Here is a 25,797-nt window from a genome sequence, read left to right on the forward strand (position 1 = left end):
TCCTCCTTAGAACCGGAAATAGATAAACGGGTTAAACGTACTCGAGACGACGTATGAGATTGACACGGCAAAAATGAACAAGATATATGTCACTCGCGCCAATCCTGCGCTCATCGCAAGTACTGTCCGTTCGCTGTCCGTCTCGTGACGTAAGAAGTATGCGACGGCATATTTCGGCAACGGTGTCGCTGCAATCATCGCAATGACGAGAACGACCCCGTATTGGACGAGATAGAAGTAAGCCGTCTGGTCGAACAGTTCGCCGCCATGCAGGCCGAACATGACTTGTAGATAGTCAATCGCGTATTCGAAGTTGTCGGCACGGAAGAATACCCAACCGACGACGACGATGAACAGCGTGAGCGTCCGGGCAAGCCAAGCTGGCCATACGGCGAGCCATCTGCCAAGAAACGCCCGTTCGAGCATGATGAAGATCCCGTAATAGAGACCCCAAGCGATGAACGTCCAACTCGCTCCGTGCCAGACACCGGTCAAGAGCCAAACAATCGTCAGGTTACGATACGTCATCAAACTCCCTTTCCGGTTTCCACCAAGCGGAATATAGACGTAGTCGCGGAACCAACTACCGAGTGAAATGTGCCACCGGCGCCAAAATTCTGACACAGATGTCGAGATGTACGGATAGTTGAAGTTTTCCAGGAAGTGAAAACCGAACATCCGACCGAGCCCGATTGCCATATCTGAATAGCCGGAGAAATCAAAGTAAATTTGGAGTGAGTAGGCGATGATCCCAATCCAAGCGAGAGTCGTTGACAACTCCCCTGGCGGTTGAGAGAACACTTGATCGGCAATATAGCCGGCACTGTTCGCAAGGATCATCTTCTTCCCTAAACCGATGACGAAACGTTGAATCCCCGAGACAAAATCATCGATCGTCTCCCGGCGTTCGACAATCTCGTCGGCGACCGTCTGGTAACGGACGATCGGACCCGCGATCAACTGCGGGAAGAACGAGACGTAGAGTGCCAAGTCAAAAATGTTTCGTTGCAGCCGTCCGTCTTGACGATAGACGTCGATGACGTAACTCATCGCCTGGAAGGTAAAGAATGAAATCCCAAGTGGAAGCGGAATCTCCGGGTCGTTCAATGAGAAGCCAAAAATCGTGTTGACGTTCTCGACGAAGAAGCTCGCGTACTTGAACACGCCGAGCATGGCGAGGTTACCCGCGACCATCGCTCCCATCGTCCACTTCAATTGTTTCTCTTGATGACGGTACTTGTCAACGAGCAAGCCGAAGACGTAGTTCATCGCAATCGAAGCGAGCATGATTAATACGAATCGCGGCTCACCCCAGGCATAGAAGAACAGACTAGCGGCAAGCAACAACGCATTCTTGATCCAACGCGGCGATATAAAGTACAGCAACAAAACGACTGGTAAGAAGTAAAATAAAAAAACCGTGGAACTGAATAGCATCCTGTTTGTTCCTTTCTCCCTGAAAAATCGACACGCCTAGCTTAGGTGAACGTGACGTATAAGTCGTCTAGGCGAATCGTGACCGGTTCGAGCGTCTCGACCACGTATTTATAAGACATTTTGAAATATTTTGCGTCTTCGATCCGCTTCACTGTTTCGCTCACTTGATTCATCCCCGGCTCAAGCGTTAAACGAAACCGTTTGTTAGACAACCGCTCTTCAGCCCCATATTGCATAAAGTACAGTTCAAACGCAATCCCTTTATTGCCTTCCACAAAAATCTCTGTCTTAATCCCAATCTCTTCACCCGGCTCAATTTTAGCATCCGTTAAAAAAATCTTAGACGGCGGGATCTCGAACTTCAAATCAAACAGTTGAACGTAAATCGAGTCCGTTTCTGCTTTCGGGAGAAACGTAACTTCTGTTTTATAGTCCTCTTCGCGCATCGAGAGATGGTCTTTATGTGTTCCGCGTGGGTAGTAATGATAAATCGCCGGACGAATCCGTTTCGTTGACGTCATGTCAGTTCCTCCAAATCTCGAGATGATGATATAGAAAAGAGTTGCTGTGCAACGCACAAGACAACTCTTAACTTGTTTATTCAGTTGGCAAGGATCGCATCGACGATACGTCGTGACGCTTCTCCATCACCATAAGGGTTTGATGCCTTAGACATTTTCTCATACGCCGTCGCGTCCGAGAGCAATTCATCCGCGAGCGAATAGATCACTTCTTCTTCAACGCCAGCCAACTTGAGCGTGCCGGCAGCGACACCTTCCGGACGTTCTGTCGTATCCCGAAGGACGAGGACAGGTACGCCGAGCGAAGGCGCTTCTTCTTGGACGCCACCTGAATCGGTCAAGATCAAGTACGAAGCCGAAGCGTAGTTATGGAAGTCAAACACGTCGAGCGGTTCGATTAAATGGACACGGTCGATGTCATGCAATATCTCGTTCGCGAGTTCACGGACGACCGGGTTCATGTGAACCGGATAGACGACTTCGATGTCCTCATATTTTTCGATCAAGCGACGGACGGCACGGAACATGTTCCGCATCGGCTCGCCGAGGTTCTCGCGGCGATGAGCCGTCAAAAGGACGAGGCGGCGACCTTGTGAACGGATCGAGTCGAGCAACTCGTTCGCATAGTCGTCGCGTACCGTCGTTTTAAGCGCATCGATAGCCGTGTTTCCTGTGACGAAGATCGTGTCTTCATTTTTACCTTCACGAAGGAGGTTGCCTTTCGACGTCTCTGTCGGCGCGAAGTGGAAGTCAGCCATGACACCCGTCAACTGACGGTTCATCTCTTCTGGGAACGGCGAGTACTTATTGTACGTCCGAAGACCCGCTTCGACGTGGCCGACCGCGACTTGGTTGTAAAACGCTGCGAGCGAAGCGGCGAACGTCGTCGTCGTGTCACCGTGGACGAGCACGATATCTGGTTTCGTCTCGGCGATGACTTCACCCATCCCTTTTAGGACGCGTGACGTCACATCGTATAACGTCTGCTTGTCTTTCATGATATCGAGGTCATAGTCCGGTTTGATTTCGAACAGTTCGAGCACTTGGTCAAGCATTTGACGGTGCTGCGCCGTGACGACGACGATCGGTTCAACGCCTTCACGTTTTTTCAATTCCAATACGAGCGGTGCCATCTTGATGGCTTCCGGTCTCGTCCCAAATACAGTCATTACTTTTTTCATAGGTCGTTTTGCACGGTCCTCAAGCGGACGTGCTTCCTCCTCTCGGATTCACCTCGTCAGCTCGACATCGAGACTGCTTGATGATTCTTCAACACTTCTTCTGAATGGGCCGGCAAGATGTAGGTCTCTCCGAGTTCGGTCTCATTGACGACCGTCGTCCGGCGCTTCAGCTTGTCAGCTTTAAAGCTGTCCTGCTGCTCTTTAGAGAGGCTGCGGAACCATTTCAAAAACTTGTTATATTCACTGAGCACTTCGTTGACCGGTCCGTACTCGCGTACTTCGCCAAACTCGAGCCAAAGACCGAGCGAACAAAATTGGCGGACTTGCGAGACCGAGTGGCTGATGAAGAAAATCGTCTTCCCTTGCTTCTTGAACTCGTTCATCTTGGCCAAGCACTTGTCGGCAAACGTTTGGTCACCGACCGAAAGCGCCTCATCGATGACGAGGATATCAGGGTTGACGTTGATCGAGATGGCAAAGCCAAGGCGCGACTTCATCCCGCTCGAGTACGTTTTGACCGGTTGCGTGATAAAGTCACCTATATCGGCGAACTCGATGATCGCAGGCGTCAAATCAATAATTTCTTGTTTTGTCATGCCGAGCATGAGCCCTTTTAACTCGATGTTCTCAAGCCCCGTCAAGTTGCCATTCAAGCCGGACGAAATTGCAATTAAAGCCGTCTTGCCGTGCAACTGGATCTTCCCGTGGGTCGGCGGCATCACATCGGCAAGCAAGTTCGACATCGTCGACTTCCCTGACCCGTTGATGCCGATAATCCCGACGACTTCACCGGGCGGCACTTCGAAGGTGACGTTACGGAGTGCGTAGAACTGTTTGCCGGCCGCTTTGCTGAAGAAAATCTCTTTCAACTTGTCGATCGGTTTATTGTACAACGTATATCGTTTCGAGACATTTTCAAACTTAACCTGGTACATAATGTCCTCCTCAAATGTAATCGATGAAGTGTCGACGGAAACGTAAGTGAATCATCGACCCGACGAAGAAGAGAACGATGACGATGGCCCAATAATAGAGGCCGTAAGCCCAGTTATTTGCTAACCAGTCAGACCCAAGGAACATCGACCGATATCCCTCAACCAAATAGTAAAGCGGGTTGATTTGAAGGAGATTCGCGAGATTCGCCGGTGGTACCCAGAAAATCGGTGTCAAATACATCAACATCCGCATCATCGATTGCAGCAAATTCTGCAAGTCGCGGACGATTGTCGTGAGAGCGGACGTGATGAGTGCAAGTGAATAGAGAAGCGCGAGTGCGCTGATTGCCAAATAAATAAACCAGAGCGAGTGCAGTCCCATCGGATACCCGAACGCCCACATCAAAATGAATGACACGCCGACTAACGCTACGTGACGGTAGAATAGCGCGAGTAAGACGTATGCGGGAATTGTCGAGATTGGGAAGCTCATTTTGGAGACCATACCGATCTTCGAATAGACCGAACGGGCCGTAGAGGTGATGGCCGAGGCGATAAAGAACCAAACGACGATCCCGGCGACGAGCCATGGCAGAAACGGCACGCCATCAATCGGCCTGCCGCTTCGAATACCAAATCCAAATACGAACCAGTAAACTCCAATCTGCAATAACGGTGTGACGAACTCCCATAAAAATCCGAGGTACTGCATCGAGTTGTTACTTCTCGTCTCATAAGTTGCGAGACGGAAGATCAAGTACATGCTCGACTTCAGCTCTGTAAAGATAGCTTTCGCGGATTTAAACATGTTCATTCACCAGAATCAAAGAACGAGATTCGTTTCCTTTGTGTATTTATAGAGATTTCCGTAGTTCACGACCGTCACATCTTCGCCCGCAGGTTTCACGATGTTGCGTGTATCGAAAATCATCGGACGACGCATTGTCGAGTTGAGTTCTGCGAAGTCGAGTGTTTTAAATTCGTTGTGGTCGACGAGGACGAGGACGAGGTCCGCATCTTGAAGCGCTTCTTCTTTTGACACGAGGTCAAAGCGGCTTGATGTCGACTTTTCAACGTGTCCGTCATGGACAGAGATGTTGACGCCACGGTCAAGCAAGATTTCACAGATGTCGACCGCTGGGCTTTCGCGCATGTCGTCGACGTTCCCTTTGTATGTCACACCGAAGACTGCCACTTTTGGCGCTTCGATTCCGTCCGTCAACTTCTGGACGTTATCTGCGACGTAAGCCGGCATCGAGACGTTCGTCTCACGTGACAAGTTGATGATTTTCGCGAGGTCCGGTGACTTCGCGACGATGAAGTACGGGTCAACCGCGAGACAGTGTCCACCGACACCTGGACCCGGGCTATGAAGGTTGACACGCGGGTGTTTGTTCGCCATCTCGATGACGTCAAGAACGTTAATGTCGAGGTCGTTACAAACTTTTGCGAGTTCGTTCGCGAGCGCGATGTTCACGTCACGGAACGTGTTTTCCATCAATTTAGACATTTCTGCCGTCTTCGCATCCGTCTTGACGATTTCGCCTTCAACGAACGTGCCGTAGACGCGAGCGCCTGCTTCAGCACAAGCCGGCGTGATCCCACCGACGATACGGTTGTTGTGAACGAGCTCATGCAAGATTTGACCAGGCAAGACGCGCTCTGGGCAGTGAACGAGGAAGATGTCTTCGCCGACGACGAATCCAGCTTCTTCGACGAGTGGCTTCACGAAATCGTCCATCGTGCGTGGCGCAATCGTCGACTCGACGATGATGACATTGCCTTTCTCGACGAACGGCAATACTTTACGTGTCGCATCCAATACGTACGTGAGGTCACATGACTTGTGCTCGTCATCGTTGTTCGGTGTTGGTACCGCGATGATGAACGCGTCTGCTTTCTCTGGCGTGAGTGACGCCCGGAACTTGCCTTTAGCGACGACGTCCGCCACCATTTCGCCAAGACCTGGCTCTTCGATGTGGATTTCGCCACGGTTCAATTTATCAACAACGTGTTGCGAAATATCAACGCCGACGACGTCGACGCCATAGTTGGCGAACACGGCCGAAGTCGGTAATCCAATATATCCAAGACCTACTGTACATACTTTCATTGTGTAGTAACCTCCAAATGTTTCTGATGCATTTCTGTTGAAGCGCATGCCCATCAGTTTAGTTCATAATCGATAATAAAACAATACTCATTATACTCTTGAACAAATCAGGGACGCAATTACATTTTCATGACAATGTTGCCGGTGTTTCCCCAATCACGACCCGTTCCAGCTTCGGAAACAGCTGATCGACGGCAAAGTGCTTCAGTGCGTACTGTTGATAAGGCGTTGCGTCCTCGACGAGGCGCGACGGCTGATCTTTATATGACAAAATCGTGTCGACCATCGCGAGCGGTTCATCGACGAGCAGTTCGTCCGGGTAGATCGTCTCGCTGCCCGTCCAATGACGGATGAGCGGATACGTACCTGACGCCATTCCTTCGGCCGGTGACAAGTGGAAACTCTCGAGGTCGCTCATCGACAAGACGAAGCCGATCTTTTGCAGCCAGTCATCGACGTCGTTGCCATGCCCGTCAAAATGGACGTGCCCTTTGAGCGGTGCTTCCTCGATCCGGGCGAGGAACGTCTCGTAGTACGTTCGTTCTTCTTCCCGTTTCGCGATCCAATAAACTTCGCTCGGATGATGCCCTTTAAAGAATAAGTGATAACGGTCGTCCTGCTCGAGCAACTTCTCTAACACGTCAAGGGCGAGGTCGGGACGTTTTAGTTTCGGGTTGATACCGATCATGCCGAGGCGGAACGGTAACGCGTCCGTCTGTTTTGGTTTTCGTAGCTTCGCCCCGTCGACCGCGTTATAGATCATCGTCATTTTGTGCCGTGGGATGTGGAAGAGACGTGACATCTCCTCGAGCATGTACGGTGAGACGAGAATGATCCGGTCGATATTGTCGAGATTGTATTCGGTCGGGAACGGCGTCTCTTTCTCTTGCCGGTGAATCCGGACGATCAGGCGCTGGTGCGGCAGTTTATGATTCGAATACCAGACGGCGTTGCCGAGACCCCACTCACAGAAGATGACGTCCGCCTCGGCGAGACAAGCCTTACTGTGATTGACATCATGAATCTTGTGCCCTTCCCACTCATCGACGATAACACGATAGCTCGGATTTTGCTCGAAGCGCTCCATGAACATGCGGATGAACTTCAAATCGTGGCCGGCGAACAAGATGGTCGTTGGACGCATCTCCCAAATCGCATCGCGCAAGCGCGCGTACGTGTTCGAGAACGTATAGTACTTCGCCATATTGTAGAGGCGTGTCGCCGCATCGCGGTAGATCGCCGGATGGGTGAAGGCGAGCTCGACCTTGTCGACGAACTCGTCTTCCGAGTTGACGAAGAGCGGATAACTCGAGCCGAGGAGCGACTCGTGCATCGGGTTGCGGTTCAAGAGGACCGGCTTGCCGAGCGCACCGTACTCAAGCAGTTTCGTCGACAGCTCTAAGCTCGCGTCAAGGTCCGGGTGGCGCCACGAGAGACCGATATCACTCGAGGCGATCAACGTCTCGACGTCCGCGCGCGGAATCCCTTTCAGCCAATCGATACCTTCGTCATGCTGCAGACGCGCGGTCACGTCTTTACGGAAGTTCGGGTTGTTCGGATCCTGGTTGAACTTATCGCCGGCGACTTTCAGCTCGACGTCCGGCATGCGCACGCGCAACCGTTCAAAGGCGTCAAGGATCTCCGACGAATACCAGAGCGGGGCGAACTTGCCCGTATAGACGAGCCGCTTGTGTTGGCGTTTGAACGTCGGTTCCTCGTCGCGCATGTTCGAAATCATCGGGTTAAGGATAAGGAACGGGCGCGGCGTCCCGAGGAACGTCTCAAAATATTGCTTCATCTCGGCCGTCTGACAGAGCATCCGGGCCGAAAGCCCGGCAATCTGCTTGAGACGAGCGAGCTCTTCTTGCGACGCCTCGGACTGATCATGCGTGAAGTCCGTGATATACGTCCACGTCTTCTTCATCGTCTCTTCATATGACGTGAGCTCGTAGGCGAGTTGGAAACCGCGGATGAACGCCATGTCGTAGTTGTGGGTCTGGACGAGCTCATGGATGAGCTGGGCCGCTTCATTTGGTTGCAGTACTTTCTTCTCATAGTACGGCTCGTCTTGCTTGCCCGAATCTTTCGTGAAGACGTCAATGAAACGAACGCGGTCGAGCTGTTTAATCGAGGCCGTCACTTCCGGTTTGACGATCGAACGTTTCAATAAGACGTCGACCTCGATATGTGGGTCTTGGTTCAACATGTGGACGACCGACGTGAGCCAGATGGCCGATCCGTCGATCAAGTTCAAGTTGACGTCCCCATACACTAAAATCCGAAGCTTCTGCTGCTTCATCTTGTTACCTCCTGTCGAGACGCCTCATCGATCGAGACGCCGCCTTTCACATATTGATACGGGTCGACGCTAAAGATACGTTTCCCTGAGCGCGCGAGGTCACGTAAACTCGCGTCGGCCTCGAAACGATGGAGCGCCGCTTCGACTGTGTCGAAACGAAGCGCCGCCGGGTTGATCATCGAACGCGACGGGATCGCATCGAACACGTAACGGAACGATTCGTCTTGATCATGCTTTTGCAACGTTCCTTCATATGAATAATAGTCGGCTTTCGTCAAAATGTCGGCGTCCGCGTAGCGGGCCGCGAGCAAATAGTCGGCCAAGTAGTCGGGACCGTAGTAATCGGCCGGGTCAAGATGCGCGACCCAGTCGAACGTGTCCAAGATCTCGGTGAGCGACGTATAGTGGTCGAGGTAGCTACGCATGAACGTCGAGATCGACTCAGTGTTATACGCATTGTACACGTCGATATGATCCTCGAACTTGTCGAGGAAGATGAGCAGTTTCTTATGCACATACTTTTGGGCCTCGAACTGTTTCACGACGTGGTCCGCTTCTTGTTTTGAGCGGACGAACGCCAAGACGGCGACGTTCGGGTTGTCGACGCGGTAAGGGATGCCGACGTCTTGAGCGATCTTCGCGAGACGCTGCGTGTACGTGTGATACGTCAGCACGTGACGCATCCCGCCGATCGCGACGTCCTCATAGAACGCCTCGTCCGTCATGAGACGGCGGAACGTCTCATCTAGATCTGACTCGCCGTCGTCAAGGAAGACGTAGTCGCCGAGCATCGCCTCGACACCGATTGAGCGCGTGCTGACAACCGGCGTCGCACAGGCGAGCCCTTCGAACACACGGCGCGAAAACATCGTCGGCGAATCGTTGACCGAGTTGACGTTCAACATGACTTTGAAGCCTTTATACGCTTTCGCGATCTGATTGTACTTCAAGCTGCCGCGGATCGAATCACGGAACTGTTCCGGGAACTGGAGCTGGTCGCTCTCCCCGCGCTGGTTGATCGCATAGTTGCGGTCGTAGATGACGAGCCCGTATTTGTCAGCCGCAGCGAACAGGCGGTCCATGTCGGCTTTACGCGACTCGTGACGGTTGGCGTAATACGAACCGGCAAAGCTCGCATACGGCTCGCGCGTGCCCGGCAGGCGGATCGGGTTATGCTCTTTCGGCTGGGCCGCGAACGGTAGCGCGTCGACACGGTCGTGGCCGCAATCGCGCTTATAGTCCTCGACACGGTTCAAGTCAGTCGTATAGACGTAATCGAACCGTTTTGCCGTCTCGATGAAGCGGTCGTAATGGATCGGGTCTTCTTTGTTCCAGAACACGGTCGGGATGTTTTGGACGCGGCACCACGCGAGCAAGGCGTCAAGCTCTTCCCACGTGTTCGTCCCATATTTGACGATCTTCTTCTCCCACGCCCCGCGGTTCCCTTTCCAGGCCGACTCGACGATCAAGACGTCCGGCTGTTCATCGAGCAACGTCGACTTCCAGTCGTCTGGTGTGAACGTGATGAGCTGGCATTCCGGCTCATAAGACGCCATCGTGAACTCATCGAAGATGGCTGCGACTTTCAACTCGTGGAGCTCGCGCGGTTTCGGCGCGAAGAACCTGGCCTCCCGCACGTCTTTAAAGTCAGGATGTTCCGTCCCGTCACTGACGAGCTCTTCGGCGACTCGGATCCGGTCGACGTGGGCCTCGCCTTTCCCGTCAACACGGAGGGCGAAGCGCAAGAAGCGAATCGAACGGTCGAAGTAGAACACTTTCTCGCTGCCGATTTGAACTTGTTGCATGATTTGGCGCTCGGTCGCTGAATAGGCGACGAGATAGAGGACGACGTTCGTCCCTTCCCCCGCCTCGCCGTCGACCGTGACGCGGTAGCGGCAGTTCGGTTTCACTTCGTATGGGAACTCGGTCGGAAGTTTTTTGAAGCTGTTGTTCATCTCTGCGTACGAGATGTACCGGCGCTTGTCATCTTCCCCTTTCAAGTCGATCACGAGCTGATTGTCCCGTGCCTTCAACTTGATCACGTCCGGTGCCGGGATCGTCCACATCGACGGTTTGAGCGAGAATATGTCCTCTTTACGGACGCTCTTCTCACGGATCATGCCGACGTGCATCTCCCGCAAGTTGCCTTGGCCGCTCACCCGCATGAAATAACGGATTGAGCGGTGCGACGGCGCGATGCGGACGATACCGCTCAATCCGAGCGGCACTTCGATGAGACGGTCCCGTCCCGCTTGCGTATACGTCGCGATAAACAGTGAAGCGTCTACCGTCCCGTCCGCCTCACCTTTAAAGTAGAAGCGGTACAAGTCGTCATCCATGTCCCCGGTCGGGAAATCGATGCCGCGCTCAGTATCAACGTGCGGCAACGCCACCTCACCGACGCCATAATGGGCGTACTGGTTGCCGCTTGCCTCGACCACGAGCGTCCCGTCCTCAAAGCGGGCGATGGCACGCTCAGGTGTCATCGATTGGAGCGTCTCTTCCGTGAGCGGACGAACGAAATCGAACGCCTCGAGCGCCACGTTCGCCGCGAGCCCTTCCCCTTGCCAAATCGGTACTTGACCGAGGCGGATGTCGATGATGCTGAACGCGCCTGTCCCATTAATTTCGAGATGAGCTCGTACAATTTGTTCGCCTACGCCGAGCACGACTTCTTCATTGTCTCCATCATGCAAGGTGACGAGGCGTTTACGGCCACCTTTACGATACACCTCAAGATGCAGCACGGGTGCGAGACGATCGCGTCGTTTGACGCGAAGTGACGCCATAAATGACTTCGTCCCTTCCTCTAGCAACTTCTCGATCGCGACGACGTCGCTCTTTCCGTCAGGACGATACGTCAAGACGACAGTCTCATCACTCGTGAACACGAGGTCTGTCCCTTCTGTATGGACGTGGGGCGAGCGCGTATACCAATTTGGTGCGACTTCACGCCATGCCTGTCCTGTCTGTTGAGTCGTCTTCTTGAGCACTTTACGCCCGAGACGTTTTGACCGTTGCACCCCTAAATAGGCGGCGCGCCGTGCTTTTTTCTGCCAATCCATCTGATGCCCTCCGTGTAAACCGATTTAACCGCGAAACGAAGTGACAGCAACTGCCACTTCGCTCACCGTTTATTTTTTAATTCGTTTTGCGGCCGCCTGTACTTTCAAAATCGCTTTCCCGGCCCTTGAGTGGACGAGACGACGATAGCGATGATCGAGCGCCTGATATTTCTGCGACCATTCTTTCACGGTCTGTTCTTTTTGTTCGAACGCTTTGATGAGCCAATCGAACGTATATAATAGTTCGCCATACTTTTGGACGAGACGGCGATATTTTTGACGTGCTAGCCGCTCATCGTGTTTTAGACGGCGAATTTCTATCTGTTGTTGCTCGAGCCGTTGTTTTAACAACCCGATCTCTTTTTCGAACTCGTTTTCGTTGTTCATGCCGTCACCTCACAAATACGCGTCGAAATAGAGACGCTTCAATTCAGATTGTTGGCCCGCTTCGTGCAATTCCACAAACTGTTTGACGAGCGGACGCGTCAATTCGAGCGGACGGTATTGTTCGACGATCGTGTAGAGCTTCTCCACGTTGTCGTTGAAGTCTTCCGGGCGGCTCCGGCGCAAGAACACTAAATACCACATCTCAAAGAAGTATTCGAAACGTGAGTCACGATATGCGTCTAGGACGCCTTCACGGGCGAACGCTTTCGCCCGGGCCGTCTCGCGGATGACACATTTATCGAAATATTTCTTCGTGATCGTATTCACCGTCGAACCGGCAACAGCCGCGTAATAGTCGTGAATCGTCAAGTCGACGAGAGCGACGCGCTCCGCCCGCAAGAACATCTCTTGGAAGAAGAGCGAATCTTGTCCGACCGCACCGATGACTTGCGCCAAGTGATTCGCGTCGAGGAACGATTTGCGGATGACCATCGTCTGGATGCTTTGGACTTTAAAGTTATGTTCGAGCAAGTAAGCCCGTGGGTCGTCGAGGATTTTCACGCTGTCCGGCTCAAGGTCATTCAACTCGATCATCGCTTCACGCGAGGCGAGCTTTAACATGCTGCCGACGGCGAGGTCGAGCGAGTCGTCCTCCATAATGCGGAACAGTTCGGCATAGCCGTCGTTGACCGCCTCGTTGTCCGGGTCGAGGAACGCGATGAACTTTGTCGTCGCGAGTTCGACGCCTTTGTTACGAGGACGTGAGGCGCTGCCGCTCCCACCATCATTGAAGGCATACGTGTAGACGTTCGGATACTTGCGGACGAGGCGCTCGATATAACTCGCCGTCTCACTGTCAGTCGACCCGTCGTCGACGAGCCAAATTTCCATCTCGTCAAACATCGAGCTGCGGCGCAGACTCGAGAAGCACTTGTTATACAAGTAGCGTCCATTATTGTAAATCGGGACGATCATCGACAGTTTGTACGCACCCGGCTCGTTCTCGACGAGTTCGTCTGTTCCGTCCAACCGTTCAAACCGATCGATGACATAGCCGTTACCTGATAACGTTTCTTCACCTGTCAGGTGGTCGATTGAAACGTCGGCCGCTTTAAAGACGGTGAGCGCGACGTCCGTATAGCAATCGACGAAGTCGTGCTCGACTTGCCCGGCAGCCGGTTTCGTGACGAACGACGAGTCCGTATATTTAAAGGCGTTGATTAAGTCTTCGACGTAATAGTCGAGGTACATGTGACGGCTGTCGAACACGGTCACGTAGTCGACGCTAAGCAGGTCCGCCTCCGTCAAGTCTGTCTCGGCGACGAATCGTTTATATGGATAAGACTGGCGCTCAAACTGGGCCTCGAGCTTAGCTGTGTCTCCCCGTCCGATGACGAGGACATGACGACGGACTTTTTTATCGATGCCGAGCGCGAACAACATCTCACTGAATCGATCATACATCGTATGGTTCGAGAAGATGTTACGGACCCCTAACAATTGATGCTCGTACCGTTCGTCCTTCGACTCGAACATCTCGAGGATGCCTTTAGCGTCGAGGGCGCTCGTCGCGATGAACGCGTTCGGGAAGTCGTTGTTGACGGCCACGTTATAGTTCGTGATGACGAGGTTCCCTCGGGCTTGCGCCTCATAGATCGACGTCTCGGTCATCGTCGGGCTGCCTTTCACTTCGTTGACGTGAAGGATCCAGTCACTCGCCCGTTTCAACTGTTCCGCTTCAGTCTCATCTGCCAAGACGAGCGCGTCGTGCAGTTCTTGCGGGGCTTCCGACAAGAACGCCTCGTGCCGTTCCCGTAAGACGAGGAGCGGTTTGTTGGCGGCGCGCACGCCTTCAGCGAGCATCGTCAAGTCGTTCATGAAACGGTGAACCGGGAACGCGTTCGTGACGAGCGCCGTCTCGTGCCGGCCCGCATACATGCCGATCGGGTTGAAGCGGATCGGGTCGATGCCCGGACGGATGACGAAGACGCGTTCGTGCCCGGCTTCTTCCATATAATCGTTCAACCGTTCTTCGTTCGATGTAAAGATATAGTCCGCCTTTGCCGCGAGTGACGAGAACCGGTCAAAATGGTTCGTATCGAGCGTAGTCTCGAACACGACCGGCACTTCTTTACGTCGCGCCTGAATGATCAATTTTTCGAGCCAGTGGCGTGAGTGCGAGAGCGGCGTGCCCATATGGTGGAACGTCGTCGTCTCTTCCTCGACGAGCGCGGCCGAGATTAATAAAAAGTCGAGCTTTTCGGTCTCTGTGATTTCTAAAAATCCAGACACGTTCTCAAAGAGGTGCGTATGACAGATGCGTTCGAGTTCGTTCGCCCGCCGGACCGGGCCGACGAAGGCGATGTGTACGTCTGTCTTTTCATAATAGCCGCTCCCGTTCGATTCGACGAGGGCCGGTAGTTCACGCGGCAAACGGTCTTTCGCTGCCGCCACTTCCATCTCAAGCTGCTGCAACCGCTTCGCCCCTAATACATCATCAAGATGAGGCTGTTGGGTTTTTCTTGAAAGAGACGGCAAGTCATCGATGAGGACGAGCTCGTCACCGGTGATTCTGTCGTTCCCTTTGATTCGTTCTTTCTCATCTTTTAACCACTTAATGTGCGCCTGCACATCACGCAGCGTCGTTTTCACATCCATGCGTTCGCTCCACCTTTTCTCATAGTCGTTCCTCTAGTATCAATAGGCATATCCTCCTGTATATTAACAGAGTTGTATGACAGTCGCAATTCGCCCAATCGAGGCGCCGATTTCCGACAAATTACGACACAAAAAAGGTGTATCGGATAGTCCCGATACACCAATCAAGCTTATTCGTTTACGTCGACGATACGTCCTTCAACCGTCGGTGTGATTTCACCGAGGCTGATCATATGGTCACGCAAGTTCTCCCAGTCGCTGAAACCGAGATCCGTGACGCGTCCAGCTTTGAACGCTGCTTCAAACTCAGCGTAGTTGTCGCCGCCTTGAGCTGTGAAGAAGTTTGTTGCGATTTTGTACGTGCCGCCTGTTTCGATGGCTACGTCTTCTGTGCCGTTGTTATACGTCACGCTGACGATGCGTTCGTTCGCAGGTTTCGAACTGTCGAACTCGACTTTAAGTCCTGAAACTTGGAGGAATCCACCGTTTTCAAGCGGGTAAACACTGACGCTGCGCTCGAGCGCCGCGAGGAGTTCTGCCCCTGAGAGTTCCATGACTGCGAGCGTGTTACCGAACGGAAGCGTCGTCAATACTTCACCTGTCGTGACAGGGCCAGCATCGATGCCCGCACGGATTCCACCACCGTTTTGAACCGCTGCGATGATGTTCGCGTCAAACGTTTTCGCTTTCGCGAGCATGCCGTCAGCGATCAAGTTACCAAGTGCTGTCTCGTTCGAACGGACACTGACAGGCGATGGGTCAGATAGACGCGGGTTAACCAATGCGTCTGTGAGTGTCACACCGATCGGCGCGAGGCTGATTTTGTCGACGTCCTCTTTAAACGGTGCGAGGAGTGCGACCGCACGTGCGTCCGGCTCAAGCACTTTCACGTCGATCAACTTACCAGCTTGGCTGATGACTTTTCCGCTATGGTCAAATTCGACGTCGAGCGTCCCGAGGAATTCACTGTATTGGTACGCTTGGACGATGACCGTCGGCTCTGTCTTGCCTTCTGTGATGACGACCGGTGCGTTGAGACGCGTATGCGTGTGACCGCCGATGATGACATCGATGCCGTCGACGTTTTCAGCGAGTAACAAGTCGTTGTCGACGTTCGGGTTGTCGTTATACCCGAGGTGCGACACCGCGACGATTTGGTTGACGCCCATCGCTTCAAATGCTGCGACCGCTTTTTCAGCCTCTTCGATATAGTCTTGGAACTGGATTGGTCCCGGGCTCGCGATATCGGCAGTCTCTTCTGTCGTCAAACCGAAGAATCCGACTTTCTTGCCGTCGACGACTTTAATGACACCTTCATAAAGGCGACCGTTGTAAGCTTTTTCTGTCGTCTCGTCACGATACAAGTTCTTCATGTATTGGTCGCCCGAGTAGTCGACGTTCGAGCTGACGAACGGGAAGTTCGCGTAGCGGACAAAGTTTGAAAGTTCTTTATGGCCTTGTTCTGTCCCGAGGTCGAACTCGTGGTTACCTGGTACCATCAAGTCGTATTTCATATAGTTCATGAGTTTAAGGTCGGCTTGACCTTTGAACTCGTTAAAGTAAAGCGATCCTGAGAAGACGTCCCCAGCGTCGATCAACAGAGCATCCGGGTTTTCAGCGCGGACTTGTTTGATTGCCGTCGCACGGTTCGGTGCATAGCGGAGTGATGCGTGTGTATCGTTCGTATGCATGACCGAGAGCTTATAGCCTTCGACTGTGTAAGGTACTTCGAGTGTGATTGTCTTGCCACGGTTCGTGTACGTAGCCGTCGCGATGAATTCGCCGACTTCGCTCGTATCGATTCCGCTCCAACGGACCGGTTTCTCGTATGTGCCGCTGACAAACTCAACGTGTTGCTTCAAAATACCTGTCGCCGCTTTACCTTGCTTGAAGACTAGCGGTTCTTTCGGTGCTAGAATTGCCATCGGATAATCGAGGACGCGGACGCGTTTCTCGACGATCAAGCCTTTCCCTTTGACATAACCCCGTGCCGTTTGGAATTTCCCGAGTTTATGCAAGTTGACGCTCGACTTGTACCAGTGGATCGGCGCCCCTTTATATGTAGCATCCAACGCGCTGTCGAGATCTCCTCCGGTGACGTAGGCCGCGCCTAACTTGACGTCCGCCGCTTTCGGTGCGGCTTCAACTGCCGCCGGTGTGATCGATGCTGCCGAGACGGCCGCTACCGCGAGTGCAGTGTAAAGCCTCCGTGATGTTTTCTGTCGCATAAACAATTCCCCTTTCAGTTTTCGCAAACAGCACAAAAAAAGGTAAGCGCTTACATCGTTCGACTCGAATCTATCCGTTTTTACCCCAAAGTCGCCCAATTCTTCCCTCATTATGTACGATTCGCTCTAGTTCTAGAGTAACGGATATCCTCCTATTCAACAATCACGAATTGAAGATTTTAAAACTTTTTACAATTTCCACAAAAAACGCTTCCCGTAATTTGTTAATTGATGCCATTAACTAATTTCTATTTCTATATAATGGGGGAAGAAAGGGAGGCTTATTATGTATAAACCGTTATCAGCTCTAATTCTTACATTATTACTCATCTTTAGTGTCCAACAGGCGGATGCAGCGGCTCCGCCTTATAAAACAGTCCAATCGACCCATCTTAAAGCTTCGGCGAAGTCTAGTGCCAAAACGCTCCAGACACTGAAGGCGAACACCCGCCTGACCGTCATCAGCAAGACGAGCACGTGGGCGTATGTCCAAACCGGGAAGACGAAAGGATACGTCACGACTGCCTCAATCATCTCGGATGAAGTGCCCATCAAACAATTCGACTACAATGAGGTGATGACATATAAAGGGACGGCCATCGTCAGCCTCAATGGGAAGAGCGTCAAGATCGACCCGGCGCTGTTGCCGCTGTTTAAACAAAATGCGGACGCGCTCCGCAGCACACTCGTAAAACCAGTCGTCAAAAACAATACGCTTGTCGGGTTCGAGAACTTAATCCTTGGACAGTTCGTACCGGTAAGTAGGACGTTCTCAATCGATAAAAACGCAGCGGCACGAATCGACAGTCTGACTTTACAAGTCAGACAATCAATCACTGTGACGACGGCCGCACCGCTTCGCCAAGTCATCTTTAACGGCTCACCTTATTTCGCTCCTTCAGAAGACGAGTTGCTGAGCGTGACGCTGAACGGACCTGTCCAACAGTTTCACAGTAACGGCGCTTTTACGCTGAAAGGCAAAGGAACGATCGAGCGTTGGGATATCAATAAGGCACAACACTCGTTCGAGTTGCCGGTCATGTACAACGGAGAAATCGGTTTTTTGAACGTAAAACATGCTGACATTCTCGTGCGCGGCACAAATACATTTAAAGTACGAGCCGTTTCTACCCCAACAAAGACGCACATTCTCGACGGCCCGAACGGATTACTAGGTTCGACGAAACCGGCCGTCGTCCTCCAAGGTAAACGGATGGACACGGATGAGAAAGCCGTCGCTACGGCATTGCAAAACGTGACCGTGACCAAGCTCACGCAGCTGTTTAAACAGTTAAACATCGTACACACACCGAAACATATGAACGATTACGTCAAGGCTTTCGCGTCGAATGACACGGCCGGCCCGAACGAACGTTTCTTTGCAACAAAAGCCGACGTCCAGTACGTCGTCAGCACGGTCGACCGCGTGATGACGTTCGACCAGTTCAGCGAACCGCTCGTCGCTTTAAGCAATCAAAGCAATCTTATCCAAATTCAAACCGAGAACAAACCCCACGGCTCATGGAGCTATCCAATCTACCATAAACGCGCCGTCAATGCCCTCATCGGTGAACTTGGTTTGATGGCAATCACATTCAAAGGTCCTGACGTTATTTCAACCGAGATTGCCCGAAACGAACAGGATGGACACTATTTCATCTACGATCATCCTCATGGACTCGGAACGTTCCGCGTCGTCACGATTGACGGCGCAACGATTGACGGCTTCACCTATGAAGTTGAAATGGGTCGGCTTTCATATAGTGAGTATAGTCACATCGATCAAGAAGAACTTGTACGCATCGGCAGCAAGACACTTGACGCTTACAATCAAGCACCGCCTGCATTCGAAGTCAAAGTCGTGAAAGGGATGCGCGGTTCCAGTTCATACTTGGCGGTCCGCTCGAGCGACAAACGCTGGCTCGAACGCGTGTACGGATATGAATTCCAAGTCAACAAAAATTACTGGGCGGGCGGAAGACTCAGCTCGGACGAGGTCGACCTCGCCGGCTGGGACCCGAAACAAACGATTGTGTTGTCGCAACTCGACGCGAAATTGAATGACAGTTTGACCATTCAAGCGTTCGGTTACCAAGACGCGAAACAAAAATAAGACGAAGCCTTCTCGCGCGCGAGGAGGCTTCGTCTTATTTCGGTTGGCTGATGATCGTCATCCAAGCGTTCGAGAATGGCCCGGCGATAATCGCATAGTCGACCGGGTCTGCTAGATTGAGGAGTCGACCATTTTGATAAAAATACAGGTTCGTGACGACACCGCCGCCCGAGGCGCCGATTGTGATACCTCGTGCCGTGAGCGTTTCATCCGGGTCGACGATGATCGAAACGACCGAATCGACACGATCCCGTCGGACCGTCAAATAGCCACGGTTCTGATCTATGTAAGCTTCTTTGAATCCAAGTGGATAATGTGCCGCATTCGCATGAATGTAAGGCCCATTTACAGGATCAAACCGTAGCGCCATCCCGCTGAATGTTAACTGTTCTCCTGTGACAGAAGGAAGAAGTCCTGTATCGGCATCGGCATCGTTCTCTTGTTGGATCCACAGCACACTTGAAAGAAGTAGCAGGCAGACAAGCGCAACTTGCTTCCATCTTTTAGTTGTTCTTTTCATTCGTTCTTCAATTCGGCTCATGACTCCTCCTTGTAGGCATATATACCTAATTAAATTTTTGTTACATACTCATTTTAACATATGTAATTTCAAAATATGTTAATAATGTCCAAAAATAGAACTTATATAGTTGATTTTATGGTACATATCAACCATATGCAAGGAGAAAGACTTGTGTTATCGAGCATTCAATCAAATAATTTCTAGTACTTTTATCACGTGTTTTGATCCACTCGCCAATCTGTACGTGACGATAGTCGTCTCGTCTCGTTGCTCAATTTTCGTTTCGACGATTGGATTGTCGGTCCGGTCGAGCCGGATGAGCGTCAAGTAGCGGACGTCCGTACCGTATTCGACCGAGACGACTTGTTTGCGCGGCACCCACTCAAAGTCGCGGCTCGCGACGTGGCTCGACTCGATCTCCATGTAAGACCCGTCCGACCACATGAGCTGGACGAGTTGAATCGAGCGCCGGTTCACGTCGCGGAACAAGACGTCGCGCGCGGTCCCCGATTCTGCGACGAGTTCGAGGCCTGCTCCGAGGTGGAACCGCTGCACGAACAGGTCGGGCTCAGGCGACGTGATCCGGTCATAGACGAGGAGCGTGCGCGCTTTGTCATAGATGAGCCTCCGCTCATGCGTCGCCCCGTTCCCGATGAGTCGGCTGACGCCGCGGGCAACGCTAGCCTTCGTATCTTGTTCGACCGAAACGATCCCGCTCTGTCCGATGTTCTCGACCGACAAGTCGAGCTCTTCGCCGAGCCGGTGGACGGTGTTATGGGCGGCGACCCGTAACGCCTGGGTGCGCTCGGTTCGGTCCGTATAGCCGTAGCGGCCCGTCTCGACGATAAAATCACGACCAAGGCCGTACAGCTCTAAACTGAGGTCGTCGGCGTGCTTGTGGGCATAGCCGTTATAGCCGGCCGTCATCGTGATATGCGTCGCGTCGCTGAAAACACGTTTCGGATGTGCCCAGTATTCGCGCATGATGGCGTATTGCGTCCCGAGCCGTTTGACGAGCTCGGTCGGCTGGCTCCCTTCCGTCCCGCCGCTGAGCGCATAGGCGAGCCCCGGGAAGTCGCGCGTGTCAGGGACCATGTCGAACGGACGGATATGTCCGCTCGTATCGCCAAAGATCGGCAGCGTCCGGTTCGGCTTAACAAAATAGACGAGCTGCGCAGGCATGTGTCGGATCGTCTCGAAGCGGCGCGGCAACAAGATGCCGTTCAAGCCCGCCCACTCACTGAAGCGGGCCAACGTATGGTAGACGTAGACGTGGTACCCCGGCGAGTGCTCAAGATGGGTCCCATCCTCAGACAGGCTCGTCTCGAGCTGGTCATCGAGCCGGGCGCGAGCGATGCGGGCCCAATCTTCGCTCTTGTCGAACTCGGGGAACGTCTCGGCGATGGCGAGCAGCGCCATGTCCTGGAACAGTCCATGATTATGGCGCATCCGGTAAAACGTCGGCGACGCCAATAAGACCGCGTGATCATAGACGACGCTCAAGATGCGCTCGGTCAGACCCGGGTCGCGATGGAGCTCGGTCTTACGGTACGCGTCCCAAAAGCTGAGCAGATGGAAGACACGGACGGCGGTGCCGTGCTCGTTATAGGCGACGCGGTCGGCGCGCATGACGGGATACCGCTTCGTCCAACTGAGGACGACACGCTCGGCGTAGGCGAGGTAATCGAGCCGACCGGTTTGCCGGTACGCCCGCGTCAACTGGTTGACGGTCGTCCAGTAATGGAGCTGGAAGCGGAACGACTTGCTGTCGACGTCCGGGACGTCACGCTCCCAGTCGAACGACTCGACGTCGTCGACACGGATGCGGTGCGGTGCCGTCGGGATATACCAGTCCCCATTGAGCGTCTGGTCGGCGAACGTGACAGCTTGGTCGTCCGCCAACCGTTCATATGTATACGGAGTGTACGCCGCTTTCTGTCGCATATAGTTATGGACGAGGACGCGGTTCAAACTGCCCCCGAGCCTCGCTTTCGTGAGCGGACGCGTCAGGATGAGCTCAACTGTAGACGTCAAGACGAGAAGTTGCCGCGACCGTGACCGGACAATCGTGTAGCGGCCATACGGTCGGATCAGGCGATATTCAGTTGTCGCGCTCGTCCGCATGTACGGGACGACCTGCTTGCCTTTCCATTGGTACAACATCGTCCCCGGTGCGAGCCGGGCGTTCCAGTCGCTGCTCGCCCATGGCGTGAGCTGGCTGACGAATTGTCTAGAGATTGAGTGTTCCATCGTGTCCCCCACTTCATTTCCATTCATTACTTGAAAATTCTACCTGAACAGGGCATAGGATACAACGAAAACTCCCGGTAAATAACAGAAAGCCCGGCACGAGGCCGGGCTTCATTCATTTCGGGATCGTCATCGTGCCCGTCTCTCCGTTCGAGACCGTATACGTGACGACATAGTCGTTTTCGCGTTCCTCGATGTCCGCCTGCTCGATATACGTGTTCGTCCGGTCGATCCGGATGAGCGTGATGTAACGGACGGACGTCCCGTACTCGACCGAGACGACCTGCTCGCGCGGCTTCCATTCGAAGTCACGGACCGACAAGTGGCTCGGCTGGATTGACATGTACGAGTCCTCGTCCGTCTCGAGCTGCATGAGTTGGATTGTGCGGCGCGTCGAGTCTCGGAACTGGACGTCGTTTAGCTCGATCGAACCGCGCGACAAGTTCAACCCGTCCCCGAGGTGGAACCGCTGTACGAACATGTCGGGCTCAGGAGACGTGATCTTGTCATAGACGACGAGCGTCTTCGCTTTGTCGTAGACGAGCGTTCGGCGATGCACCCCGCCTTTGCCGACGAGTTCGCTCTCACCGATGGCGATGCTCGTCGCACCAAGATCCTCGACGGAGACGATGCGGCTCTTGCCGACCATGTCGGCGCCAAGGTCAAGCCCTTCGCCGTAGCGGTGGACCGTGTTGTGCGCCTCGACTTTGAACACTTCACGCCGTTCCGGGCGGTTCGTGTAGCCGTAGCGTCCCGTCTCGACGATGAAGTCGCGGGCGAGCCCGTATAAGTCGATGCTCAGGTCGTCGGCGTGCTTATGGGCGTTTGAGTGATAGCCCGCCGTCATCATGACTTGCGTCGCACCGGAGAACGTCTGCGGCGGTTTCGCCCAATATTCGCGCATGAAACTGTACTGGCTACCGAGCTGCTTCGTCAACAGTGCAGGCTCGGTCCCTTCCAGCCCGCCGCTGACGGCGTAGGCGAGCTCAGGATAGTCAGCTGCGCCCGGGATGATGTTCATCGCCCGCAAATGTCCGGCCGTGTCGCCGAAGATTGGCAACGTCCTGTTCGGTTTGACCATGTAGGCGAGCTGGACCGGGATTTCTTTAATGTCCTCGATGCGCGACGGCAACGTGAAGGCGTTCGCCTCGGCCCATTCGAGGAAGCGGCCGAACGTGTGGTAGACGTACACTTGATAGCCCGGCGAATGCTCAAGATGGATGCCGTCGGCTGAGATGCTATGCGAGATTTGTGCTTGGAGCCGCGTGCTCGCGAGTGACTGCCACGCACCGCTCTTGTCGAACTCGGGGAAGCTCTGGGCGATGGCGGTCAGCGCCATGTCTTGGAAGATACCGTGGTTGTGGCGCGACTTATAGAAGTCGGGCGATGCCAAGATCTCGCCGTGTTCGTAGATCGTCTTCAGCATCAGTTCGGTGAACGCAGGGTCCTTGTGGAGCGACGTCTTCTTATAGATGTCCCAGTAGTTCAACAGGTGGAACACGCGGATCGCCGTTCCTTGGTCGTTATAGCCCCACTTGAGACGTTTATAGTTCGAGGCCGGGTGGGCTGTCGTCCAGCTCTTGATGAGACGTTCGCCGTACTTTAAGTAGGCGAGGTCGCCTGAGTCGTTGTACGCCTGTGTCAACTGGTTGAGCACGGTCAAGTAATGGAGTTGGAACGGATACGACGTGCTGTCGACCGCTGGCACGTCCTTATGCCAGTTGAACGTGTCGATGTTCGGGACGAGGAGCTGGTTCGGCGCGGTCGGGATGTACCAGTCGCCACGAAGCGCCCGGTCGGCGAACTGTTTTGCCTGCTCCGTCGTCAAGCGGTCATACTCGTACGGCGCGTGGCCGGGAGTCCCGCGCATATAGTCGTGGACGAGCGAACGGTTGACCGCGCTCGTGAGCCGTGCTTTCGTGAGCGACCGGGCCGGGACGACCTGTGCCTGGCTCTTCTTCACATAAATTTGCTTGCCGCCGGACATGGCGAGGTAGTACCAGCCGGACGGACGGACGATGCGGTATTCCCGCGTCGTGCTCACCGTCTGGAGCGGCACGACCTTCTTATCTTTCATCTGATGCAGCGTCGTCTTCGGGGCGACACGGACGTTAAAGTCCGAGTTGGCCTCGGCCGCGAGCGGTGACAAGACGAGCGTGCCGCCGAGTAGGACGGTCGCGATCTGGCGATTGAATCGGTTCATATGTTTTGCCTCACAATTCCAAAAGTTTGTCATTTGTAAATTGTATCCAATAAATGAAGAATAAACAATAAAAAGTGGCTATCATTCCCCTTTTAATGCAATTAACATCGATTTTATACCACCCTCCTATAATGGTTGTTATGCTGTTTTTGCACCTCGCCAACCGCGTCGTTCCGTCACGGCAACCGTTATGTATAACGTCCCGGAAACACGAAACAAGCGCTAGGCGTTGTTTCACCTAACGACCATTTCTCTATAACAACCATTATGCTGTATTCACCTAGGAAAACCTGAACGCGCGCGAGAAAGCAGCCGACCATGAACGAGATCGACCAACAACTAAACGATTGGGAACCGATGATTCATTACGTGATCCGTCAGCTCCACATCCATCAAAACGAGACCGACGACTGTGCCCAAGCAGCCCGCATCGCCCTCTGGCGCGCCATCCTGGACGGGAAGACGCTGTCGAAGACGTACTGTTACATCCGGGTGCGCGGCGCCATCCTCAACCACCGGGCGACGAAGACGAAGACGCTCATCCATGAGGTCGCGAGCGAGCGTCTGCCGGAACAGATCGATCCGGAGGCGATGCCGTTGTCGCTTTGGCTCGCCGACAAGCAAAAGACTTTACCAAACCGCCACTACACTTTACTCTGCCATTTGCTCCGCGGCACCGAGGACACGCTCGGCTACTCCCCGAGCCGGCTCCGCGCCTATAAGGCCGAGCTGCACCGGATGCTCCGCGAAGACAACGAGTACGAGGAGAAATGAGATAATGATTCGAATCGATGAGGCTGTCAAACGACACCTCCACTTTTTACGCATGACCGGGAAGGCACAAAACACGATCGACCAAGCCGACTACAAATTTAACCGCTTCCTCGAGCTGATGGGACCAGACAGTCACCTTGACGACTTCAAGACGCGCCAAGACGTCATGCCATATATCGATGCGCTGCGTGACAAGCAATGTCAGCCCGTGACGATCAACAACTATTTGAGTGCCTTGCGCGGACTGTATGACTGGGCCATCGCCGAGCATCTCGTCACCCACAACCCGTTCCACCAGCTCCGTGTGAAAGTGAACGAGCCGCTCCCGCAAGACGTCCCGTCCCCGCGGACGATCCTCACCATCATCGACACGATCGACGTCCCGCTTTACCGGACGTTCCTGACGCTCCAGCTCCATACCGGGATGCGCATCAACGAAGTGCGGACGCTCGAGCTCGGTGACGTCGACATGACAGAACGGCGCATCCATATTCGGGAGTCGAAAGCCGGGAAGACACGCACCGTCCCGTTGAATGACATGATTTACGCCATCATGCAGACGTATCTCGAGGAAGAGCGTCGCCGCGTCGACTCGCCCCTCGTCTTCCCGTCGCTGCGTGCAGGGACGATCTGCAAGACGACGATTAACAGCCACCTGACGAGAGCAGCGGCCGAGGTGATCGGCCATAAGATCACGTCGCATAAACTGCGGCACGCGTTCACGACCCATCTGTATGAACAAGGGGTCATGGAGACGACGTTGTCGGAATTGCTCGGGCATCGTGAGCCGAAGACGACGCGACGTTATATCCGCGTGCAGGAAAACCATTTACGCGATGCGGTCGGGCGATTAAGACTGGATTAATTACTTATCACTTTCCTGACTGCACATTACTTGCTATGAACACTTGTACAGAAAGAGATCCGACCTCATTTTCTGAACTGAACCCCGAATGAAGGACACTTGAAATAAGTGACCCATTTGAACTGCCCCATAAAAGTTGGACATAAAAATCCAACTTTTATGGGGTGTTTTTATGGTCAAATTTACGAAGGCTTTCAAAATTCATGTGGCCGAACGCTACTTGACGGGCAAAGACGGATGCACAA

The 25,797-nt window shown here is 53.5% G+C and carries 16 protein-coding genes and 1 pseudogene; 3 read left to right on the forward strand and 14 right to left on the reverse strand.

Annotated elements, in window-relative coordinates; all coding sequences use genetic code 11:
• Positions 1-6 precede the first annotated feature (6 nt).
• The 11 genes and pseudogenes from EVJ22_RS14345 to EVJ22_RS14395 form a co-directional block, all read right to left on the reverse strand.
• Positions 7-1,437 (reverse strand): MBOAT family O-acyltransferase, encoded by a 1,431-nt coding sequence (locus EVJ22_RS14345; protein WP_131444174.1) that lies wholly within the window; start codon positions 1,435-1,437, stop codon positions 7-9.
• A gap of 41 nt (positions 1,438-1,478) precedes the next feature.
• Positions 1,479-1,958 carry a hypothetical protein gene (locus EVJ22_RS14350; protein WP_131444175.1) on the reverse strand — a complete coding sequence of 160 codons (480 nt, stop codon included), beginning with the start codon at positions 1,956-1,958 and terminating at the stop codon, positions 1,479-1,481.
• An 80-nt stretch (positions 1,959-2,038) separates the two neighbouring features.
• A complete protein-coding gene (gene wecB, locus EVJ22_RS14355; protein ID WP_071398117.1) occupies positions 2,039-3,139 on the reverse strand; it encodes a non-hydrolyzing UDP-N-acetylglucosamine 2-epimerase in 1,101 nt (366 codons plus the stop codon).
• A gap of 161 nt (positions 3,140-3,300) precedes the next feature.
• Positions 3,301-4,077 (reverse strand): annotated as a pseudogene (gene tagH / locus EVJ22_RS14360) (teichoic acids export ABC transporter ATP-binding subunit TagH); the annotation flags it as partial.
• 7 nt (positions 4,078-4,084) lie between these two features.
• A complete protein-coding gene (locus EVJ22_RS14365) occupies positions 4,085-4,882 on the reverse strand; it encodes an ABC transporter permease (protein ID WP_071398135.1) in 798 nt (265 codons plus the stop codon).
• 15 nt (positions 4,883-4,897) lie between these two features.
• Positions 4,898-6,187 carry a nucleotide sugar dehydrogenase gene (locus EVJ22_RS14370; RefSeq protein ID WP_071398119.1) on the reverse strand — a complete coding sequence of 430 codons (1,290 nt, stop codon included), beginning with the start codon at positions 6,185-6,187 and terminating at the stop codon, positions 4,898-4,900.
• A 127-nt stretch (positions 6,188-6,314) separates the two neighbouring features.
• The gene (locus EVJ22_RS14375; RefSeq protein WP_131444176.1) at positions 6,315-8,486 is read right to left on the reverse strand and encodes a glycosyltransferase; all 2,172 of its coding nucleotides are present in this window, start codon (positions 8,484-8,486) and stop codon (positions 6,315-6,317) included.
• Positions 8,483-11,551, reverse strand: coding sequence for a CgeB family protein (locus EVJ22_RS14380; RefSeq protein ID WP_131444177.1), 3,069 nt, complete (start codon positions 11,549-11,551; stop codon positions 8,483-8,485). The genes EVJ22_RS14375 and EVJ22_RS14380 overlap by 4 nt, the downstream gene beginning before the upstream one ends.
• A 69-nt stretch (positions 11,552-11,620) precedes the next feature.
• The gene (locus EVJ22_RS14385; RefSeq protein WP_071398121.1) at positions 11,621-11,938 is read right to left on the reverse strand and encodes a hypothetical protein; all 318 of its coding nucleotides are present in this window, start codon (positions 11,936-11,938) and stop codon (positions 11,621-11,623) included.
• 9 nt (positions 11,939-11,947) lie between these two features.
• Entirely contained in the window at positions 11,948-14,596 is a 2,649-nt protein-coding gene (locus tag EVJ22_RS14390) for a glycosyltransferase (protein WP_131444178.1), read from the reverse strand.
• 170 nt (positions 14,597-14,766) lie between these two features.
• Positions 14,767-16,824, reverse strand: coding sequence for a bifunctional metallophosphatase/5'-nucleotidase (locus EVJ22_RS14395; protein WP_199749343.1), 2,058 nt, complete (start codon positions 16,822-16,824; stop codon positions 14,767-14,769).
• Positions 16,825-17,110: 286 nt separating this feature from the next.
• Here EVJ22_RS14395 and EVJ22_RS14400 point away from each other — a divergent pair, with 286 nt between their 5' ends.
• A complete protein-coding gene (locus EVJ22_RS14400) occupies positions 17,111-18,937 on the forward strand; it encodes a hypothetical protein (RefSeq protein ID WP_131444180.1) in 1,827 nt (608 codons plus the stop codon).
• Between the two features lie 34 nt (positions 18,938-18,971).
• Here the strand turns inward: EVJ22_RS14400 and EVJ22_RS14405 are convergent, their stop codons facing one another.
• The 3 genes from EVJ22_RS14405 to EVJ22_RS14415 form a co-directional block, all read right to left on the reverse strand.
• Positions 18,972-19,478 carry a hypothetical protein gene (locus EVJ22_RS14405; RefSeq protein ID WP_233589734.1) on the reverse strand — a complete coding sequence of 169 codons (507 nt, stop codon included), beginning with the start codon at positions 19,476-19,478 and terminating at the stop codon, positions 18,972-18,974.
• Between the two features lie 171 nt (positions 19,479-19,649).
• Complete coding sequence (locus EVJ22_RS14410) at positions 19,650-21,710, reverse strand: heparinase II/III family protein (RefSeq protein WP_233589735.1); 2,061 nt, start codon at positions 21,708-21,710, stop codon at positions 19,650-19,652.
• Positions 21,711-21,825: 115 nt separating this feature from the next.
• Positions 21,826-23,913 (reverse strand): heparinase II/III family protein, encoded by a 2,088-nt coding sequence (locus EVJ22_RS14415; RefSeq protein ID WP_131444182.1) that lies wholly within the window; start codon positions 23,911-23,913, stop codon positions 21,826-21,828.
• A 318-nt stretch (positions 23,914-24,231) separates the two neighbouring features.
• Between EVJ22_RS14415 and EVJ22_RS14420 the strand changes: the two genes are divergently transcribed.
• A complete protein-coding gene (locus EVJ22_RS14420) occupies positions 24,232-24,687 on the forward strand; it encodes a sigma factor (RefSeq protein ID WP_131444183.1) in 456 nt (151 codons plus the stop codon).
• A 4-nt stretch (positions 24,688-24,691) separates the two neighbouring features.
• Entirely contained in the window at positions 24,692-25,552 is an 861-nt protein-coding gene (locus tag EVJ22_RS14425) for a tyrosine-type recombinase/integrase (RefSeq protein ID WP_233589736.1), read from the forward strand.
• The last annotated feature ends 245 nt before the right edge of the window (positions 25,553-25,797 follow it).

It is taken from the genome of Exiguobacterium sp. SH0S7, from assembly GCF_004337195.1.
Taxonomy (GTDB): domain Bacteria; phylum Bacillota; class Bacilli; order Exiguobacteriales; family Exiguobacteriaceae; genus Exiguobacterium; species Exiguobacterium aurantiacum_A.

Excerpts from the sequence above, each read along its gene's own strand:
- EVJ22_RS14345 (WP_131444174.1), bottom strand. The coding sequence starts at position 1,437 with ATGCTATTCAGTTCCACGGTTTTTTTATTTTACTTCTTACCAGTCGTT.
- EVJ22_RS14350 (WP_131444175.1), bottom strand. The coding sequence starts at position 1,958 with ATGACGTCAACGAAACGGATTCGTCCGGCGATTTATCATTACTACCCA.
- wecB (WP_071398117.1), bottom strand. The coding sequence starts at position 3,139 with ATGAAAAAAGTAATGACTGTATTTGGGACGAGACCGGAAGCCATCAAG.
- EVJ22_RS14365 (WP_071398135.1), bottom strand. The coding sequence starts at position 4,882 with ATGTTTAAATCCGCGAAAGCTATCTTTACAGAGCTGAAGTCGAGCATG.
- EVJ22_RS14370 (WP_071398119.1), bottom strand. The coding sequence starts at position 6,187 with ATGAAAGTATGTACAGTAGGTCTTGGATATATTGGATTACCGACTTCG.
- EVJ22_RS14375 (WP_131444176.1), bottom strand. The coding sequence starts at position 8,486 with ATGAAGCAGCAGAAGCTTCGGATTTTAGTGTATGGGGACGTCAACTTG.
- EVJ22_RS14380 (WP_131444177.1), bottom strand. The coding sequence starts at position 11,551 with ATGGATTGGCAGAAAAAAGCACGGCGCGCCGCCTATTTAGGGGTGCAA.
- EVJ22_RS14385 (WP_071398121.1), bottom strand. The coding sequence starts at position 11,938 with ATGAACAACGAAAACGAGTTCGAAAAAGAGATCGGGTTGTTAAAACAA.
- EVJ22_RS14390 (WP_131444178.1), bottom strand. The coding sequence starts at position 14,596 with ATGGATGTGAAAACGACGCTGCGTGATGTGCAGGCGCACATTAAGTGG.
- EVJ22_RS14395 (WP_199749343.1), bottom strand. The coding sequence starts at position 16,824 with ATGCGACAGAAAACATCACGGAGGCTTTACACTGCACTCGCGGTAGCG.
- EVJ22_RS14400 (WP_131444180.1), top strand. The coding sequence starts at position 17,111 with ATGTATAAACCGTTATCAGCTCTAATTCTTACATTATTACTCATCTTT.
- EVJ22_RS14405 (WP_233589734.1), bottom strand. The coding sequence starts at position 19,478 with ATGAGCCGAATTGAAGAACGAATGAAAAGAACAACTAAAAGATGGAAG.
- EVJ22_RS14410 (WP_233589735.1), bottom strand. The coding sequence starts at position 21,710 with ATGGAACACTCAATCTCTAGACAATTCGTCAGCCAGCTCACGCCATGG.
- EVJ22_RS14415 (WP_131444182.1), bottom strand. The coding sequence starts at position 23,913 with ATGAACCGATTCAATCGCCAGATCGCGACCGTCCTACTCGGCGGCACG.
- EVJ22_RS14420 (WP_131444183.1), top strand. The coding sequence starts at position 24,232 with ATGAACGAGATCGACCAACAACTAAACGATTGGGAACCGATGATTCAT.
- EVJ22_RS14425 (WP_233589736.1), top strand. The coding sequence starts at position 24,692 with ATGATTCGAATCGATGAGGCTGTCAAACGACACCTCCACTTTTTACGC.